Annotated in this window: 22 protein-coding genes; 11 read left to right on the top strand and 11 right to left on the bottom strand. The window is 73.8% G+C overall.

Features of this window, described 5'->3' with window-relative positions:
- Positions 1–6: 6 nt before the first annotated feature.
- Positions 7–201, bottom strand: coding sequence for a DUF397 domain-containing protein (locus tag ABZ573_RS15955; protein WP_151453997.1), 195 nt, complete (start codon positions 199–201; stop codon positions 7–9).
- The gene (locus ABZ573_RS15950) at positions 189–935 is read right to left on the bottom strand and encodes a helix-turn-helix transcriptional regulator (protein WP_151453996.1); all 747 of its coding nucleotides are present in this window, start codon (positions 933–935) and stop codon (positions 189–191) included. The genes ABZ573_RS15955 and ABZ573_RS15950 overlap by 13 nt, the downstream gene beginning before the upstream one ends.
- 253 nt (positions 936–1,188) lie before the next feature.
- Between ABZ573_RS15950 and ABZ573_RS15945 the strand changes: the two genes are divergently transcribed.
- The 3 genes from ABZ573_RS15945 to ABZ573_RS15935 all read left to right on the top strand — a co-directional run bounded on the left by ABZ573_RS15945 (position 1,189) and on the right by ABZ573_RS15935 (position 2,615).
- Complete coding sequence (locus tag ABZ573_RS15945; RefSeq protein WP_151454017.1) at positions 1,189–1,470, top strand: hypothetical protein; 282 nt, start codon at positions 1,189–1,191, stop codon at positions 1,468–1,470.
- Positions 1,467–1,712, top strand: a complete 246-nt coding sequence (locus ABZ573_RS15940) for a flavin reductase (protein WP_358118742.1) — start codon at positions 1,467–1,469, stop codon at positions 1,710–1,712. Before ABZ573_RS15945 ends, ABZ573_RS15940 begins: the two co-directional genes overlap by 4 nt.
- Positions 1,713–1,919: 207 nt before the next feature.
- Entirely contained in the window at positions 1,920–2,615 is a 696-nt protein-coding gene (locus ABZ573_RS15935) for a GAP family protein (protein ID WP_358118740.1), read from the top strand.
- Positions 2,616–2,624: 9 nt separating this feature from the next.
- Here ABZ573_RS15935 and fdhD read toward each other — a convergent pair whose 3' ends face one another.
- Positions 2,625–3,476, bottom strand: coding sequence for a formate dehydrogenase accessory sulfurtransferase FdhD (gene fdhD / locus ABZ573_RS15930; protein ID WP_151453993.1), 852 nt, complete (start codon positions 3,474–3,476; stop codon positions 2,625–2,627).
- 132 nt (positions 3,477–3,608) lie between these two features.
- Between fdhD and ABZ573_RS15925 the strand changes: the two genes are divergently transcribed.
- Positions 3,609–4,223, top strand: coding sequence for a response regulator transcription factor (locus ABZ573_RS15925; RefSeq protein WP_358118737.1), 615 nt, complete (start codon positions 3,609–3,611; stop codon positions 4,221–4,223).
- An 18-nt stretch (positions 4,224–4,241) separates the two neighbouring features.
- Here the strand turns inward: ABZ573_RS15925 and ABZ573_RS15920 are convergent, their stop codons facing one another.
- Complete coding sequence (locus ABZ573_RS15920) at positions 4,242–4,499, bottom strand: hypothetical protein (protein WP_151453991.1); 258 nt, start codon at positions 4,497–4,499, stop codon at positions 4,242–4,244.
- 317 nt (positions 4,500–4,816) lie between these two features.
- On the opposite strand from ABZ573_RS15920, the gene ABZ573_RS15915 reads away from it, so the two are divergent.
- From ABZ573_RS15915 to ABZ573_RS15905, 3 genes are all read left to right on the top strand, one after another.
- The gene (locus ABZ573_RS15915; RefSeq protein ID WP_358118735.1) at positions 4,817–5,437 is read left to right on the top strand and encodes an NTP transferase domain-containing protein; all 621 of its coding nucleotides are present in this window, start codon (positions 4,817–4,819) and stop codon (positions 5,435–5,437) included.
- Complete coding sequence (locus ABZ573_RS15910) at positions 5,434–5,700, top strand: DUF6457 domain-containing protein (RefSeq protein ID WP_151453989.1); 267 nt, start codon at positions 5,434–5,436, stop codon at positions 5,698–5,700. Before ABZ573_RS15915 ends, ABZ573_RS15910 begins: the two co-directional genes overlap by 4 nt.
- 80 nt (positions 5,701–5,780) lie before the next feature.
- The gene (locus ABZ573_RS15905; RefSeq protein WP_151453988.1) at positions 5,781–6,887 is read left to right on the top strand and encodes a YbjN domain-containing protein; all 1,107 of its coding nucleotides are present in this window, start codon (positions 5,781–5,783) and stop codon (positions 6,885–6,887) included.
- Between the two features lie 106 nt (positions 6,888–6,993).
- Here ABZ573_RS15905 and ABZ573_RS15900 read toward each other — a convergent pair whose 3' ends face one another.
- Together ABZ573_RS15900 and ABZ573_RS15895 are read right to left on the bottom strand one after the other, a co-directional pair.
- On the bottom strand, positions 6,994–8,877 hold the full coding sequence (locus ABZ573_RS15900) for a beta-propeller domain-containing protein (protein WP_358118732.1): 1,884 nt from the start codon (positions 8,875–8,877) through the stop codon (positions 6,994–6,996).
- Positions 8,878–8,961: 84 nt separating this feature from the next.
- Positions 8,962–9,420, bottom strand: a complete 459-nt coding sequence (locus ABZ573_RS15895) for an Lrp/AsnC family transcriptional regulator (RefSeq protein WP_132240496.1) — start codon at positions 9,418–9,420, stop codon at positions 8,962–8,964.
- Positions 9,421–9,479: 59 nt separating this feature from the next.
- Between ABZ573_RS15895 and ddaH the strand changes: the two genes are divergently transcribed.
- Positions 9,480–10,313 (top strand): dimethylargininase, encoded by an 834-nt coding sequence (gene ddaH, locus ABZ573_RS15890; RefSeq protein ID WP_358118729.1) that lies wholly within the window; start codon positions 9,480–9,482, stop codon positions 10,311–10,313.
- Between the two features lie 58 nt (positions 10,314–10,371).
- On the opposite strand, the gene ABZ573_RS15885 is transcribed toward ddaH, so the two are convergent.
- Together ABZ573_RS15885 and ABZ573_RS15880 are read right to left on the bottom strand one after the other, a co-directional pair.
- Positions 10,372–11,565, bottom strand: coding sequence for an ABC transporter substrate-binding protein (locus tag ABZ573_RS15885; RefSeq protein ID WP_151453986.1), 1,194 nt, complete (start codon positions 11,563–11,565; stop codon positions 10,372–10,374).
- 79 nt (positions 11,566–11,644) lie between these two features.
- Entirely contained in the window at positions 11,645–12,442 is a 798-nt protein-coding gene (locus ABZ573_RS15880) for an alpha/beta hydrolase (RefSeq protein WP_358118727.1), read from the bottom strand.
- 82 nt (positions 12,443–12,524) lie between these two features.
- On the opposite strand from ABZ573_RS15880, the gene ABZ573_RS15875 reads away from it, so the two are divergent.
- Positions 12,525–13,133: a bacterial proteasome activator family protein gene (locus tag ABZ573_RS15875; RefSeq protein ID WP_132240499.1), complete on the top strand. Its 609-nt coding sequence runs from the start codon at positions 12,525–12,527 to the stop codon at positions 13,131–13,133.
- A 33-nt stretch (positions 13,134–13,166) separates the two neighbouring features.
- On the opposite strand, the gene ABZ573_RS15870 is transcribed toward ABZ573_RS15875, so the two are convergent.
- Together ABZ573_RS15870 and ABZ573_RS15865 are read right to left on the bottom strand one after the other, a co-directional pair.
- Positions 13,167–13,979, bottom strand: coding sequence for an HAD family hydrolase (locus ABZ573_RS15870; protein WP_151457319.1), 813 nt, complete (start codon positions 13,977–13,979; stop codon positions 13,167–13,169).
- On the bottom strand, positions 13,979–14,800 hold the full coding sequence (locus ABZ573_RS15865) for an HAD family hydrolase (protein ID WP_358118725.1): 822 nt from the start codon (positions 14,798–14,800) through the stop codon (positions 13,979–13,981). The genes ABZ573_RS15870 and ABZ573_RS15865 overlap by 1 nt, the downstream gene beginning before the upstream one ends.
- 195 nt (positions 14,801–14,995) lie before the next feature.
- Here ABZ573_RS15865 and ABZ573_RS15860 point away from each other — a divergent pair, with 195 nt between their 5' ends.
- Positions 14,996–15,517: a GNAT family N-acetyltransferase gene (locus tag ABZ573_RS15860; protein WP_358118723.1), complete on the top strand. Its 522-nt coding sequence runs from the start codon at positions 14,996–14,998 to the stop codon at positions 15,515–15,517.
- Between the two features lie 112 nt (positions 15,518–15,629).
- Here the strand turns inward: ABZ573_RS15860 and ABZ573_RS15855 are convergent, their stop codons facing one another.
- Positions 15,630–16,430, bottom strand: coding sequence for a hypothetical protein (locus tag ABZ573_RS15855; RefSeq protein WP_358118721.1), 801 nt, complete (start codon positions 16,428–16,430; stop codon positions 15,630–15,632).
- Between the two features lie 112 nt (positions 16,431–16,542).
- Between ABZ573_RS15855 and ABZ573_RS15850 the strand changes: the two genes are divergently transcribed.
- Positions 16,543–16,974, top strand: a complete 432-nt coding sequence (locus tag ABZ573_RS15850; RefSeq protein ID WP_132240504.1) for an OsmC family protein — start codon at positions 16,543–16,545, stop codon at positions 16,972–16,974.
- Positions 16,975–16,993: the final 19 nt, after the last annotated feature.

Genomic DNA, 16,993 nt, shown 5'->3' with positions numbered 1-16,993 from the left:
GGGTGTTCAGGCCCGCTCGGCCAGCTCGGCGACGAACGCGCGCCAGGCCGCCGGTGTGAAGGTGAGTGCCGGGCCGGCCGGGTCCTTCGAGTCACGGACGCCGACGACGCCGGGAAGATTGTCGGCGACCTCGACGCAGTTGCCGCCGTTCGAGCTGCTGCGGGTGCTCTTGCGCCACTGCGCGCCGATCAGGTCAGCCATGATCTTGCCTCAAGGAAGTCGATGGATTGGTCTCGCGGAAGCGCGAGCGATCTCACGGTATCCCACACGGCCCAGAGCGGAGCAACGTCATTTGTGATGCGGCCGGTGGCCTGATCGTCGAGGTAGCCGACGTCCTCCCCGTCGCTCGTCGTGGCGATGACGAACGGTCCGGCCTGCCCCGGGTGGAAGCCCGCCTTCAACGGCAGGACATGCACCATGACGTTTGGTCGTGCGGCCACCTCAGCCAAGTGGTCGAGCTGGGGCACCATGACTGCCGGCGTGCCTCGCCGCAACGCCGCCTCATCGATCACGAAGACTGAGAGGGGCGGGCGGGGCCGCTCGAATACCGCAGCCTGCCGTCGCAGCCGCGTTTCGACGTAGCCGGCTGCGTCGGCTACGAGGGGGCCGCTGGCGAGTACCGCGCGGGCGTACTCCTCGGTCTGAAGTAGCCCGGGAATGACAGTGGATTCGTAGCAGCGCAGGCCGGCTGCCTCGCGCTCGATGTCCGTCCATGGCTGGAACCACGCTGGCTCTCTTCGCTTCAGTGCGTCCGGCCAGAGCTCTTCTATGTCCTTGTTCAGGATCTCGGCGACCCGGGCACGGTGACGGGTCTGCGGGATTCGTCCCTGGCTCACCCAGCGTGCCGCCGTCTTCGGATCGACGCCGATCTGAGCTGCGAGGCTCTCCGCAGTCTCGCCGGCCTTCGCCATCGCTACCTGAACCGCCCGGTTCATCCCCGCTCCTCGCCTGAACGTCCTGAATATCCCCGGTACAGACTGCTACGCGGTGTGATCGGCTGGCAACCCTCGGCAGGGTGCCAAGTGGACGGCGCGAGCCGGTGGAGGCATCCCGAGGCCCGCCGGTCGTGCCGCGAGGGGGTCGCCGCCGGGCGAGCATCCGTGGCGGCCCCCTCCTCCACACCGACGGACGAGGGGAAAGACCTTGCCGGAGCGCCAGCCGGACCCGAAGCCCGACCCGAAGCCCGCGCTGCGGCAGATCAGGTCGGGTGACGTCCTGCACCTGACCCGGTCCGCGAGCCCGCAGTTCGTCCGCCCGATCTCCGTGCGCGTGATTCGCGTCCTGACCGACTGGCACACGTACCACGGTTGGTGCTGGATCGACGTCTACCAGCTGGGCGCGCGCGGCGACGCCGTGGACCGGCGCTCGCTCTACGTGTGGTGCGAGGGGGTCCGCTGGCGTACCGCAGCTCCGGCCTCGTCGGCGCAGGCCCACCGCCGTCCCGTGACCCGCCGCCGGGTCACAGCGTGACCCGGCGCCGCGACCACCTGCCCACCCGGCCCACCTGGCGCTGCGCGGCCTGCGGCATCGCCTGGCCGTGCTCGGCGGCGAAGCTGCGGCTGCTCGCCGAGTACCGGACGGACCGGCCGGCCCTGCTGATGCACCTGGCGACCCTTCAGGCCGAGGCGGGCGAACAGCTCGCCGCGCTGGACCACGCCACGACGCCGGCCGGCCTGACCGCCCGCTTCACCGCCTGGGCCCGCCCGCGCTGACCGCGCCATCGGAAGCACCGGCACGGCAGACAGCGGCACGGCAGACAGCGGCACGGCAGACAGCGGCACGGCAGACAGCGGCACGGCAGGCACCGGCAATGCTGGTCTCCGTCGAAAGATGTAGTGGACGTTCGTTCCGTAGGGCGAGTCGACAGGATCGACGCCGGCACAGAATGGGTCCGTGCCCCAACCCACCGCAAGCACCGCATGAGCGTCGGACTGCTGCTGACGCTCGCCGGCCTGGCCCTGGTCGACAGCACGAGCATCGGCACGCTCTTCATCCCCGTCTGGCTGCTGCTCGCTCCCGGGCCGGTCAACGCCCGACGGATCCTCGTCTACCTCGGCACGATCGCCGTCTTCTACTTCGGCGTCGGGCTGCTGCTCGCCCTCGGCGGCAGCCGGCTGGCCGACGTCCTCGGCGGGGCGATGGACAACCGACCGGTGCTCTGGGCACAGCTCGTCCTCGGGGTCGGGCTGTTCCTGCTCAGCTTCCGCTACGACAGCAAGCGGCGTCCGCGCAGCGGCGGGGTGCTGCGCTGGCGGGACCGGGCCACCGCCGGCGACTCCTCCGCGCGGTGGCTGGTGGGGCTGGCGCTGCTCGCCGCGCTCGCGGAGGTGGCGACGATGCTGCCGTACCTCGGCGCGGTCGGCCTGCTGACCACCTCGGGTCTCGGCGCGGCCGAGATGGTGGGGCTGCTCGCCGGCTACTGCCTGGTCATGATCCTGCCGGCGGTGCTGCTGCTGGCGGCCCGGATGGCGCTGCCGAGGCTGGTCGAGCCGGTGCTGGCCCGGCTCAACGCCTGGATCATGCGAACCTCGGGCAGCATGCTCGGCTGGATCCTCGGCATCGCCGGCTTCCTGGTGGCCCGCGACGCCGCGGTCCGGTTGGGGCTGTTCGGCTAGGCCGACGGATCAGGTGGTGATCCGGTCGGGGCGGGCGTAGACGTTCATCGCCTCGCCGCGCAGGAAGCCGACCAGCGTCAGCCCGGCCTCCTCGGCCAGCTCCACCGCCAGGGTGCTCGGCGCGGAGACCGCCGCGAGCAGCGGCACCCCCGCCATCCACGCCTTCTGGGTCAGCTCGAAGCTCGCCCGCCCGGAGACCAGCAGGACGTGCCCGGCCAGCGGCAGCCGCCGCTCGCGGACCGCCCAGCCGATGACCTTGTCGACGGCGTTGTGCCGGCCCACGTCCTCGCGCAGCACCACCAGGTCGCCGTCGGCGGTGAACAGGCCCGCCGCGTGCAGGCCGCCCGTGCGGTCGAAGCCGCGCTGAGCCGCGCGCAGCCGGTCCGGCAGCGCGGTCAGGACCGCCGCCGGCACGGTCAGCGGGTCGTCGCCCACCGCGAAGACCGATCGGGTACGCACGGCGTCGATGCTCGCCTTGCCGCACACCCCGCAGGAGCTGGTGGTGTAGAAGTTCCGGGCCGGATCGACGGCGGGTTCGGGCACACCGGGCGCCAGCACCACGTCCACCACGTTGTACGTGTTGGGTGTCTCCGCGCCGGCGCAGAGCTGCGCGGTGCGTACGTCGTCGGCGGAGCGGATCAGCCCCTCGGTCAGCAGGAAGCCGATCGCCAGGTCGAGGTCGTCGCCCGGCGTACGCATGGTCACCGCGAGCGGCCGTCGCCGGCCGGGACCGGCCGCACCGACCCGGATCTCCAGCGGTTCCTCCACGGCGAGGCTGTCCTGCCGGCGTACCGAGGTGCGGCCGGTCGCCGCGTCGAGGTCGATGCGGAGCACGCCGCGCCGGTCAGTCGCCCGTCCCATCCCGCCATCCTGCACCCCCGGGCCGGGACACCGCGCGGCGACGACCCGTCCGTACCCGCGATGTACGCGACCTGTACGCCGCCCGCCGTACGGTGTGACCGTCCGCAGGAGGAAGTCCGGAGAGGGTGGGCCATGACCGTCAGGGTCGCTGTCGTGGACGACGGGTCGCTGACCTTTCGGGGGGTCGCCGACGCCCTCGGGCGGGCTCCAGGGGTGACCGTGGTCGGCGTGTTCCCCTCGGTCGAGCCGGTCGCCGCCCTGCGGGACGCGCCGCAGGTCGTCGTCGCCGACCGCTGCGGGGAGTCGAACGCCGGCCCGTGGTGGCCCGACGGGCCGGCGTTCGTCGTCCTCGCCACGTGCCAGGACGCGGTACGGGTGCGGGCTGCCCTGGACGCGGGCGCGCTCGCCTACCTGGGGCGGGACGTCGACGAGGCCACCCTGCTGCGGGCGGTCCACGCCGTCGGGCGGGGCGACCTGTACCTCGACGGCGCGGCGCGGGTCGCCCTGCTGCCCGACGCCGTCGCCGATGTCTGCGACGGCGGTCCGCCCATGCTGACTGCCCGGGAACGGGACGTGTTGCGGCTCGTCGCCGAGGGCCTCACCCACCAGCAGATCGCCCGCAGGCTCTGCCTGTCCAAGTCGACGGTCGACACCTACACACATCGCCTGCGACAGAAGACGGGCGCGGTGAACAAGGCGGGACTGACGCGGATCGCGATGGCGTTCGAGGTGGACCCCGCCGCCTAGGACCGATGGACCGGCACGTCAGCCCCGGGTCTGCACGAGGAACGAGTAGCCGATCTTCTTCGTGCCGTTCCAGTTGTACATCGGGTAGCAAGGCCCCGGCGACGTCCACGAGCTGACGTACGCCGGCCGGGCCGCGTTGCACGCCTTGAGCGTGGAGTAGAGCGGGCTGTTGTAGGCCGCCTGGGCGGGCGCGGCCAGGCCGAGCACCGTACCGCCGGCCACGGCTGCGACCGCGATGAGGCTGCGGACGCGCGGGCGGCGCGGAGTCTTCGCCATCGTTGCTCCTTTCTTCGCTTCGGCCGTCAGGGGCCGAGGGTGTACCGGTTGGAGAATCGGGGTGGGACCGGCGGTCGCCACCCCCGTGGGCCGTCTCTGATGGGCACGGCAGAACCGGACCCGAGATCTGCCGTGCCCCGTCCCTCGCCGAGCCCGTCGCTCGGGAGGGCCGCGTTACAGGACCAGGCTGCACCGGCGGCCGTCCACGATCACGTCCCACTTCTGTGTAGGCCGCCGCTCCACACGGGAGAGCCGGGCAACCTCTCGCCCGTTGCCTCGCATCTCCCGGCGAGGCGTCGGGCGGATACCGTGGCCCGGTGGACGCGTACGCGGCGGTGGTGCTGGCGGGTGGGGCCGCGCGCCGGATGGGGGGCGTCGACAAGCCCGCCCGGACGGTCGGCGGCCGGCCCATGCGGGACCGGGTGCTCGCCGCGGTCGCCGACGCCGCACCGCGCATCCTGGTCGGCCCGGCCGGACCGGTGCCCGCCGGGGTGCGGGTGACCCGGGAGGAACCGCCGGGCGGCGGCCCCGTCGCCGCCGCCGCGGCCGGGCTGGCCCTGCTCGACGCCGGTACGCCGGTGGTCGCCCTGCTCGCCGCCGACCTGCCCCTGCTCACCCGCGCGGCGGTCGGGGAGTTGCTCGGCCACCTCGACGCCGGTCACGACGGCGCCTGCTACGTCGACGGCGACGGGCGGCGGCAGACCCTCTGCGGCGTGTGGCGGGTGGCCCCGCTGCGCGCCGCCCTGGACCGCCTCGCCGCCGAGCGCGCCAGCGGGCAGCCCGACGGGTCCGCCGCGTCGCTGGCGGGGGCGCCGATCAGGGCGCTGCTCGCCGCGCTGCGGGTACGCGAGGTGCCGTGGGCCGGTGCCGGCCCGCCGCCCTGGTTCGACTGCGACACTGACGAGGACGTACGCCGGGCGGAGGAGTGGGCGCGATGACGGTCATGGACGACTGGGTGACGGCGGCCTGTGCCGAGCTGGACCTGGATCCCGCCCAGGTGCCGGTGCCGGCCGTGCTCGACCTGGCCAAGGACGTGGCGCACCAGGTGCTGCGGCCGGGCGCGCCCGTCACCGCGTACCTGCTGGGGCTGGCGGTCGGGCGGGGCGCGGACCCGGCCGGCGCCGCGGCCCGGCTCAGCGCGCTTGCCGCGGACTGGCCGGTCGGGCTCGGCGCCGAACGCCCGGGCGGGACACCCGCCTGACCTCCGCTGTCCGATCACGGTCGGGCTGATTCGCCTCCCCCGTTCCGTGGGTAGGGTGACCGTGACGGACGGAGGCGATCATGACGGCGGACCACCCCTCGGCGCCGGGCGGCGACTCGCCCGGCACCCTGCCGGCGCACCACGAGCCGATCCTGCTCGACGAGCCCAGCACGGCCGACCTGCGGGCCAAGGTCACCCAGGCCTGGCACGAGTTCGCCCGGGCACTCGCCGAGCGGTTGGCGGCGCTGCCCACGGGCACGCACGTGGAGCTGACCCTCGACCCGACGGCCTCCGGCACCGGCGACGCGGTCTACTCGGTCAGCATCGACGTCGGCGAGGAGGGCCGGCTGGCCGCCCGCGCGGTCGGCAACGCCACCCTGCCGGAGGGCTACCGGCTGGACCGGGCCGCCGTGGCGGACATGATCGCGCTCGGCTGGTCGCCGCCCGGCGTGGTGCCGGGCTCCGGCGAGCACTTCGGGCTGGACAGCGGCACCGCCGAGGCCGCCCGGCTGGCCGCCCTGCTCACCCGGACGCTGCGCGACGTCTACGGCGCCCCCCACCCCGCCTTCCTCGTCTACCTCATCCACGACGCCGAGGGCGAAGCGCTGCCGGTGGAGCCGCTGGGCACCGCGCGCAGCGAGTTCGGCCCCGACCGCAACGTGGAGGCCGACCTGGACGAGGCGCTCGCGGCGGCTGCCGCCGCCCAGGCGCCCGAGCACGACACGGCCGCGCTCGCCGAGCAGGTCCGCACGGTCGTCTCGACCATGCTCAAGTCGGAGCCGGACCGGTTGCAGGTCGACTCCGACGGCGACATCAACATCCGCGCCGGTTCGGCGATGGTCTTCGTCCGGGTCCGCGACAACCCGCCGCTGGTGGACGTCTTCTCCCCGGTGCTGACCGAGGTCGAGCCGACCGAGCGGCTCTACGTGAAGCTCTCCGAGCTGACCAACCGGATGCCCATCGGCCGGCTCTACTGCGCCGACGACACCGTGTGGGCGTCCATCCCCGTCTTCGGCCGCAACTTCCAGGCCACCCACCTCATGCTCGCGGTCCAGGTGATGACCGGGCTCGCGGACGAGCTGGACGACCGCCTGCACGGCGAGTTCGGCGGGAAGCGGTTCTTCGGCGAGGGCGACAAGCCGGTCAAGCGGGACCAGGAGGAACACCGCACCGGCATGTACCTCTGATCCACACCCCACCACCGGCAGGCGGCGAGGTGGAGCACGGACCGGTGGTGGCGGGTGGAGCCCGGAAACCCCGAGAAACCGGGCCCCACCCGCCGGGGAGGGAGGATCAGGTCACGGGGAGCCAGTCGAGGCTCCGGGCGGTGGTCGGATCGGTGGCCCGCAGGCCGGCGGCGGAGACGGTCCAGAGCACGTCCCCGACCAGCAGCGACCGCAGGACCGGGCCCGCCGGGCCGGTGTGGGAGACCGTGCCGACCTCGCCGATGTCGGTCCCGGACACCCGCAGCAGGCGTACGTCGTCGCCGACCGGCAGGGCGACCAGGCCCGTCTCCGGGTGATGCAGGAAGGCGTGCGTGTCGTGCTCCAGCGCGGAGTACGCCTTCGGCACGTGCCACTGGTCGAGCCGGCTCGGCCGGGCGGGGTCGCGTACGTCGAACAGCGAGACCTGGAGCCCCTGCGCCCGTCCCCGCCGGTCGGCCTCCTGGCCCACCCCGAGCAGCCGGCCCTCCGGCAGCGGGTGCAGGTACGCCGAGTAGCCGGTGATCTTCAGTTCCCCGGTGACCCGGGGCGCGGCCGGGTCGGTCAGGTCGACCGCGTAGAGCGGATCGGTGAGCCGGAACGTGACCACGTACGCGGAGCCGCCGAGGAAGCGCACGGAGTAGATCCGCTCGCCCGGGCCGAGGCCGGTGACCGCGCCCGTCCGGACCAGCGTGTGCCCGTCGGGACGCAGCACGTGGACGGCGGACTCCGAGTTCGGCCGGGTGCCCCAGGCGTCGCCCGTGGTGGTGGCCACCCGCAGGTGCCCCTGCCACTCGGAGAGGGCGTACTGGTTGATGAGCGACCCGGGCACCGAACCGGAGGCCACGTAGCGGGGACGACCGGGCGCGCCGGTGTCGAACCGGTGGATCTCGGTGACCTGCGGGCCCGGCCGCCGGACGTCCCCACGGAACGAGCCGGGCCTGGGCGGCACCGGCCGTTCCCCGGCGAGGTAGAGACTGCTCCCGGTGCCGTAGACGGTGGTGGCGTCGGCGGCGACGCTGACCGGGTCGCCGTCGCCGAGACGGTCGCCGGCGAGGTCGAAGCTCAGCACGGTCAGCATCGACGTGCCGGACCAGGCGGGCGGCCGGCTCAACCGGTCGCAGCCGACCCGGCCGGTGTGCCGTTCCGCCCCGGCCGTCCACTCGTACGCCGGCAGCCACGCCTCCACTCCGGCGGCGGCGATCACCGCGCGGTTGGCGGCGGTCCGCGTCGCGTCGGTGCCCCGTTCGGCGTACGGGAAGACCAGTTGGGGGCGGCTGCGGACCACGACCCGGGCGGTGGCCCCGGTCTGCCGGGCGTCGACGAGGCTGCCGTCCATCCGGTAGGTGCCGAGCACCCGCGGCGTGCCCGCGAGGTCGACCAGGATCAGGCGCGGCGCGGTGCGGGCCCGCGCGGCGCGGGTCGTCGACTGGAGTTCCGCGCCGATCTGGGTCAGCACCAGCGCCCGGTCGCCGTGCAACAGCAGGGTCGCCTGCTCACCCCACGTCAGCTCCGGCAGCGTCCGCGTGAGGTCGAGGCGGCCCGTCTCCCGGCGGGCGGCCGGGTCCACCACCCGCAGCACGCCCCGGGTGACGGTCACGATCCGCCGCCCGTCGGTCTTGACCAGGTCGGGTTCGTCCGCGCCGGCCTCGTGCACGTTGGTCGTGGAGTGCTCCTGGGCGGGCTGGGCGGACTGGGCTGACGCCCGGGACCCGGACGCGTCCTTGGCCACGTCGCCGAAGGCGGCCCCGGTGCGCCAGCCGTTGCCGAAGCCCCACGGGCCCACGGACGCGTCGGCGGCGGCACGGAGCCCGCCCAGCGCCTGGGCGCAGGAGTCGTAGGAGACCAGCACGGGCGCGGTCGTCGGCTGCCTCGGGCCCGGTGGGTCGGGCGGCGCCGCCGGGATCGCGCTGCCGCCGAGCAGGGTGAGCGCGGCCAGCGTGCCGACCGCGAAGATGTGGGCTCCCCGTGTCATGGCCGGTTCGACGCGCCCGGCCGGCGGGTGGTTCCGGCCCTCCGCCGACCTTCCGCGCCGCGTTTCCCGCCGGGCCTGCCCCGGTCAGCGGGGCGAGGGGCCGACGCCGGGGGAGTCCACGAGCCGGGAGAGCACGATGGTGCTCCGGGTCGAGGTCACGAAGGACTCGGCCCGCAGCCGTTCCAGCGCCGCCTCCAGGTGCCCGATGTCGGCGGCCCGCAGGTGTACGAGCGCGTCGGCCTCGCCCGAGACGGTGTACGCGCCGACCACCTCGGGGTGCCGGCGGGTGGCGACCCCGATCTGGGCCGGGGTGGTCCGGCCGGCGCAGAACAGCTCGACGAACGCCTCGGTGGTCCAGCCGACGGCGGCGGGGTCGACGACGGCGGTGAAGCCCCGGATCACGCCGGCCGCCCGCAGCCGGTCCACCCGCCGTTTGACCGCCGGAGCGGAGAGCGACACCCGCTGACCGATGTCGGCGTACGAGGCGCGGGCGTCCGCGACGAGCAACGCAATGATCCGCTGGTCCACGTCATCTATCTGCAACGTTCCGCCTCTGGGAAGCAACGGTTGTGGCTGTTACCAAAGTTCGAGGGTACCTACCCTTGGTCATCGTGAACCAGCAGCGAGTCGCGCGAAAGCGGACATATCTCATGTGCTCGCCCGAGCACTTCGCGGTCGAGTACGCGATCAATCCGTGGATGGACGTGACCACCCCGGTCGACTCGCAGCTTGCGGTCAAGCAGTGGGACCGGCTGCGGGAGAGCCTGGTCGGTCTCGGCCACGAGGTGCACCTGCTGACCCCCGAACGGGGCCTGCCCGACATGGTCTACGCGGCCAACGGGGCGTTCGTGGTCGACGGCACGGTCTACGGCGCGCAGTTCAAGCACGAGCAGCGGGCCGCCGAGGCCGCCGCGCACCGGGCGTTCTACGAGTCGCAGGGCTGGCGGTTCATCGCGCCGATCGAGACCAACGAGGGCGAGGGCGACTTCGCGTACCTGCCGGAGGCACACGGCGGGCTGATCCTCGCCGGGCACGGCTTCCGCACCGAGCTGCCGGCGCACGCCGAGGCGCAGGAGGCGCTCGGCCGGCCCGTGGTGTCGCTGCGCCTGGTCGACCCGCGCTTCTACCACCTGGACGTCGCGCTCGCCTCGATCGACGACGAGAACGTCGTCTACTACCCGGGCGCCTTCTCCGCCGCCAGCCAGCGGGTGCTCACGCAGCTCTTCCCCGACGCGGTGGTCGCCGACGCCGAGGACGCCCTGGCCTTCGGCCTCAACCTGGTCAGCGACGGGCTCAACGTCGTGCTGAACAGCGAGGCGACCCGCCTGGCCGGGAAGCTGAAGGCGGCCGGCTACCACCCGGTCCCGGTCGAGCTGGCCGAGCTGAAGAAGGGCGGCGGCAGCGTGAAGTGCTGCATCGCCGAACTCCGCCACTGACCCGCCGCTCCGCCGCCCCACCGCCACCGGACGCGTGGGGGTGGGGCGGGGTGGTGGTTCAGCCGAGCGTGGCCAGCTCGGTCACCAGGACGTTGGACAGCACCTGGCCGTCGAGCTGGACCTCGCGCAGGTACCACCGCTGCTGCGGCGTACGGGGCTGGTTGAACTGCCACAGCCCGCGCGGACTGTCGATCTGGCCGATCTTGCCGAGGGCCAGGTTGACCTGCTGCGGGGTGGGTGACCCGCCGGCGATCCGGATCGCCTGGTCGAGCACCTGCGCGGCGTCGTACGAGGCCATCGCGTAGGTGGTCGGCGAGGTGCCGTGCTTCTTGCGGTACGCCGAGGCGAACCGGCGGTTGGCCGTGTTGTTCAGGTCGGACGAGTAGTTCAGCGCCGTCTGGATGCCCAGCGCGTCCTCGGCCTTGACGCTGCTCAGCACGGCGCCCTCGGTCAGGAAGCCGGGGGCGTAGACCTTGCCGGTGAACCCCTCGATGCGCAACTGCTTGATGAACTCGACGGCGGCCGGCCCGGCGAAGAAGCAGAACACCGCCGTCGGGTTCCGGCCCAGCGCCTTGCGGATGTCGGCCCGGTACGCGGACTTCGACGGGTTGGTGAAGACCTCCGTCGAGACCACCGCGTCCTTGATCCGGGGGTCGGACTCGCCGAACTCCTGCCGGAAGCCCCGCACCACGTCCTGGCTGCCGACGCTGTCCGGCGCGATGATCGCCAACCGCGCCGACGGCTCCAGCTGTTCGCGCAGGTAGCGGCCCAGCGCCCGGCCGGCCTCGTCGAGCACGTACGACGTCCGCCAGATGTAGACGACGCTCTGGAGGCTGGACGGCGAGGCGTTGGAACCGATCAGGGGCACCCGGGCCTGTTCGACGGTGTCCCGGATGCCGGACATGACGTTCGCGTCGACCACGCCGGTGAGGGCGAGCACGCCCTGCTTCAGCAGCCCCTCGACGGCGGCCTTGCCGGTCTTGACGCTCTCGCCCTCGTCGGCGGTGAGCAGGGTGGTGGGGTGCCCGCCCAGCAGCTTGTCGTTGAGATCGAGGAAGAGCTGGAAGCCGTTGGTGATCTCGTCGCCGATCGCCTTGAGGCCGCCGCTGGTCGGCGCCACGAGGCCGATCTTGATCGGGCTTCCCGTGCCCGCCTCGCCGTCGGCGTCGTCGGTGCCGCACCCGGCGACCAGTCCGGCCGTACCGAGAGCGGCCAGCAGTTGGAGGGCCCGCCTGCGGTTCATCTGCGACACCGAGTTCCTTCCGGGGAGCGTTGCAGGGCGGATCACGCCCCCTCGGCGTTCTACCCGGTCAGCGACGCTGCGTCAATGCTTAGCGATCTTTCCGCAGCGATCGGAAAGCAGCCGTGATCTCTGGCCATGCGGCGGACTCCGGATCGATGAGCCCGAAATGCTCGCATTCCGGCAGCTCAACGAGGTGAACGTCGCCGCCCGCCGCCCGGCCGGCGGCGACGAACTCCCGACTCATCCCGACCGGGACGTGCTCATCGAGTGAGCCATGCGCAACTACTGTCCGTGTCGGAATGGGCACCAATGAACGTGGATCCGCTGCGGCGTACCGCTCGGGGTGGTCCGCCGGGCCGCCGCCCAGCAGCGCGGCCACCGCCCCCTCGTCCAGATCCAGCCGGTACGCCTCCGCGAGGTTCGACACCGGGGCCAGCGCCAGCACGCCGCCGACGGCGTCCGGGGCGGTCGCCGCCACGTACAGCGCCAGGTGTCCCCCCGCCGAGTGGCCCACCAGCAGCGGCGGCCCGGCGGCGACCCGGCCGGGCAGCGCCTCGGCCGCGAGCCGGGGCAGCTCCGTCACGCCGGCCAGCACGTCGGTCAGCGTCGCGGGCCAGCCGCCACCCGGCTGCCCCGTCCGGCGGTACTCCACCTGCGCCACCGGGTGGCCCAGCTCGGCCAGCGCGGCGGCCAGCGGGTCGGTGTGCCGCCGGTCGTACCCGGCCCGCCAGAAGCCGCCGTGCACCACGACGACCAGCTGCCGGGCCGGGCCCGACCCGGCGGGGACGCGCAGGTCGGCGAGCTGGTCCGGGTGGTCGCCGTAGGAGACGGTGACGTCGGGGGCCGGAGCGGGGCGGCTGAGCACGTCGCGGGGGTCGGCGGGCATGGCGCGACCGTAGCGCGGATCACGCGCGGATCCGCCGCCGGGATCGGTCCCCGGGCGCATGGGCGCTCGCGGCTGGGTAAAGATGGGTCCCATGACCGAAGCGCACTCCGCTGGACAGAACGACGAGCCGGGCCAGGATGGCACCGGTCACTCCGGAACGGTGGTGGTGGTCGGCCCGGACGGGCGGCCCGTCGGCACCGTGCAGACCGACGAGGCACACGGCGAGGACCCGACCCGACTGGTCGAGCAGCCGGCCAAGGTGATGCGGATCGGCAGCATGATCAAGCAGCTGCTCGAGGAGGTCAAGGCCGCCCCGCTCGACGACGCCAGCCGGCACCGGATGCGGGAGATCCACCAGCGGTCGATCGTCGAGCTGAAGGAGGGGCTCGCCCCCGAGCTGCGCGAGGAGCTGGAACGCATCTCGCTGCCCTTCACCGAGGAGAAGGCGCCCAGCGAGGGCGAGCTGCGCATCGCGCACGCCCAGCTCGTCGGCTGGCTGGAGGGCCTGTTCCACGGCATCCAGGCGGCCCTGGTCGCCCAGCAGATGGCCGCCCGGGTGCAGCTGGAGCAGATGCGCTCCGGCCGGCAGGCGCTGCCCAGCGGCCCCGGCGCCGGAATGCTGCCGGGCATGCCGGGGATGGGCCAGCCGCCGCAGGGCGGCGAGGGGCACAGCACCGGCCAGTACCTCTGACCGCGCGGCCGGCCGGGGACGCCGGCCGGCCGCTCACCCCACCCCGAAGACCTTCTCCAGGTACGCCGCCACGCCGTCCGCCGAGTTCGCCGCCGTGACCTCGTCGGCGATCTCCAGGACGGCGCGGTGCGCGTTCGCCACCGCCACTCCCCGCCCGGCCCAGGTCAGCATCGGCACGTCGTTCGGCATGTCGCCGAAGGCGAGCACGTCCCGGGCGTCGATGCCGAGCCGCGCGCAGTACCACGCCAGCCCGGCCGCCTTGGTCACGCCGGCGGCGGAGATCTCCACCAGCCCCGAGTACGACGAGTGGGTCGCCTCGGCCAGCCCTTCGAGGGCCGCGGCCACCAGCGCGACGAACGCGTCCGGGTCCTGCTCGGCGGACCGGGCCAACAGCTTCACCGCCGGTGCCGCCAGCAGCTCCTCGGGGGTCTCGACCGCCCGGATCGCGTCGTGGTCGGCGTCCCAGCGCAGCGGGTAGTGCGCCTCGTGCCGCATCTGCCGGCTGTCGACGATCTCCACCGCGAAGCTGATCTCCGGCACCTCGGCGCGCAGCCGCCGGGCCACCTCGGCGAGCAGTTCCGGGGCGAGCGGGTCGGCCCGCTGCACCTCGTCGGCGACCGGGTCGTAGACCACCGCGCCGTTGGCGCAGATCGCCGGCAGCGGCTCGGCGAGCTGCTCGTACACCATCTTCAGCCAGCGGATGGGGCGGCCGGTGACCAGCACGACGGGCGTGCCCCGCGCGGACAGCCGGGCCAGCACGTCGGCGGTGTGCGGGCTGAGCGTGCGGTCGTCCCGGAGCAGGGTGCCGTCGATGTCGGTGGCGATCAGCCGTGGTGCCTCTCCCATCAGCGGGACAGTAGCCGATCGAGGTACACCGCCACCCCGTCGTCGTCGTTGCGCAGGGTCACCTCGTCCGCGGCGGCGCGGACCATCGGGTGGGCGTTGGAGACCGCGACCCGGGCCCAGCCGGCCCACTCGAACATCGGCAGGTCGTTGGGCATGTCGCCGAAGACCAGGACGTCGGCCGGGTCGACGCCGAGGCGCTGCGCCACCACGGTCAGCCCGGTTGACTTGTCGACCCCCGGCGGGCAGATCTCGACGAAGCCCAGCCCCGCCTGGGTGAGCGTGGCGACCTCCGGCGCGACGATCCGCCGGGCGACCGCGAGCAGTTCGTCGACGTGGTGGTCGGCGGTCCGGACGAACGCCTTGATCACGTCGCACGAGAGGCACTCGTCGCGACTGCGCGCCTCGAACTCGTGCTGGTAGGGCCAGCTCGGGTGGTAGTCGCCCCAGAGCGGGGCGCCGTGCTCGTCCGACGCCTCGACCATCACGGTCAGCGGCCCGACGGCCGCCTCCAGGTCGGCCAGCAGCGCGGTCAGCACCTCGGCGGAGAGGCGCTCGTCGCGCAGCACCACCGGCCCGGCCGGGTCGCTCTGGTCGACGACCCGGCCGCCGCCGGCCATCACCAGGAAGTCCGCGGCCCGGATGTCGTTGCGGGTCATTCCGGCCAGCCGGGGCCCGCGACCGGTAGCGCCGACCACCGGGATACCGGCGGCCCGCACCCGGTCGAGCACCGCGTGCGTGTACGCCGAGACGGTGTCGTCGCTGCGGACGAGCGTCCCGTCGAGATCCGTGGCGATCAGCTTGGGCAGGCCCGGGCGGGTCATCGTTCCTCCTTCGCCCGCCGCCGTCGCAGCCAGCCGTCTCGGTCCTCGGTGCCTCGACCCTGAGTGACGGCGGGCAGCAAACGTACCTCGCGCAACGGGCCCCCACCATGGCGTTGCGGCGAATGCCGTGCCAACGGTCGACGGCCCGCCGGTGTCCCCCTCCGGGGCCCTGCCGCGGGCCGTAGGGTGGGACGGGTGGGAGAGCGCGACTGGCCGGTGGCGGAGGCCGTCGACACCGAGCGGCTGCTGCTGGAGCCGCTCCGCGTCGACCACGCCGAGGAACTCGCCCCCCTCCTGGACGACCCGGCCCTGCACGAGTACATCGGGGGCAGCCCGGCCACCCCGGAGCAGCTCCGGGAGCGGTACCGCCGGCAGACGGTCGGGCGGTCGCCGGACGGCCGGGAGGGCTGGCTCAACTGGGTCGTCCGGCACCGGGACAGCGGCGAAGCGGTCGGCACCGTGCAGGCCACCGTGCGGCTCGACGGTGACCGGCCGGTCGCCGAGCTGGCCTGGGTTGTCCTGACGCCGCACCAGGGCCGCGGCTACGCCGGCGAGGCCGCCGCCGGCCTGGTCGGCTGGCTGGCGGAGCGCGACATCCGGGCGCTGGTCGCGCACGTGCACCCCGACCATCGGGCCTCCGCCCGGGTGGCCGAGCGGCTCGGCCTGCGGGCCACCGACGAGCGAGCGGACGGCGAGGTCCGCTGGGTGGCCCCCTGAGGGACGCCGGGAGCCCCGGCGATCGGGCACGGGAGGTGCCGAGGTCGTCCTCGTCGAGCCGGCGGGCTGACGTTCGTCACCCTGGTCGTCGGCGAACTGGCCCCAAGAGCGGTCAGTCCGGGAGTTCGGGGCGGGCGAAGGGGGCGGCCGGCCCGACGGTGAGGTCGGCCGGCGCGGGCGGCCCGTCGTCCGTGAGGTCCCGCGACCTGCGGCGGCGCCAGCCCACCGGCTCCGTCCCGGCTCCGCCGTCGGCCCCGGCTCCGCCGCCGGCCTCGGTCCCGCCGTCCGCTTCGGCTCCGCCGTCCGCCTCGGTCCCGCCGGCGGCCTTCCCGGCGAGCCGGGCCGTGCCGGCCGGGGCCAGCTTCAGCGCCGCCGCGAAGAGCGCACAGGCCAGGAACGCCGTCACCAGGCCCCGGCCGTACTCGACCTGGAACCCGTCGTCCGTCGAGTAGAAGAAGACGCGTTGGGCGGCCTCGTCGAGCGAGGCGGTGGCCGCGACCAGCAGCCCCAGCAGCGCCCCGGCCACGGCCAGCCCGGCGAGCCGGGCGTTCGGACGCACCGCGGGAGTGCCGCGCAGCGCGAGCACCACCGCGCAGACCAGGGCGAACAGCCCGACCAGGTAGCCCACCCCGAACCCGCCGACGTCGGACACCCCGCCCGGCACCCGCAGCGGCGTGTTGCCCTGCGGGCCGCCGTTGGGGATGGTCATCACCTGCCACTCGCCGAGCATCGAGGCGAGGGCGGCCACCGCGCCGAGCGCCGCGAGCAGCACGGGGAGCCGGGGGTCCCGGCGCAGCCCGGAGAACGTACGCCCGAACCGCCCCGGCCTGTCCGGCTGCGCGGTGCCCCACTCCAGGACGGCGGCACCGTCGGACCGGTGTTCCTGCCGGGGAATGGGGGAACTCTGGGACATCGGCCACCCTTCCGCGTTCGCGGGCCTGCCCCGAATCATGACACAGTACGCACCCGGTGACGCGGAGCGTGAACGGTCGCCGGAGGGTGCCCGTTGGGCTAGCGTCGGGTGCATGCCTATCCGTACCGCTTCCGCACAATGGCAGGGCAACCTCACCGAGGGGTCCGGCACGATCCGCACCGGCAAGGGCGGGCTGGAGGGGAACTACTCCTTCAAGTCCCGTTTCGAGGAGGGTGAGGGCACCAACCCCGAGGAGCTGATCGGCGCGGCCCACGCCGGCTGCTTCTCGATGGCGTTCTCCAAGGCACTCGCCGAGGCCGGCTCGCCGCCCACCTCCGTGGAGACCACCGCCAAGGTCCACCTCGACAAGACCGACGCCGGGATGGCGGTGACCCGGATCGAGCTGGACACCGTCGGCCAGGTGCCCGGCATCGACGAGGCGCAGTTCACCAAGCTCGCGGAGACCGCCAAGGAGAACTGCCCGATCTCCCGCCTGCTCGCCCCGGGCGCCCAGATCAGCCTGACCGCGCGCCTCGCCTCCTGACCGTCCCCGTCGTCGGCGT

The sequence above is a fragment of the Micromonospora sp. NPDC007220 genome (genome assembly GCF_040634035.1).
GTDB lineage: Bacteria > Actinomycetota > Actinomycetes > Mycobacteriales > Micromonosporaceae > Micromonospora > Micromonospora reichwaldensis.
Note: the sequence above shows the minus strand (reverse complement) of the source record. Positions and strands in the feature narration are given on the sequence as shown.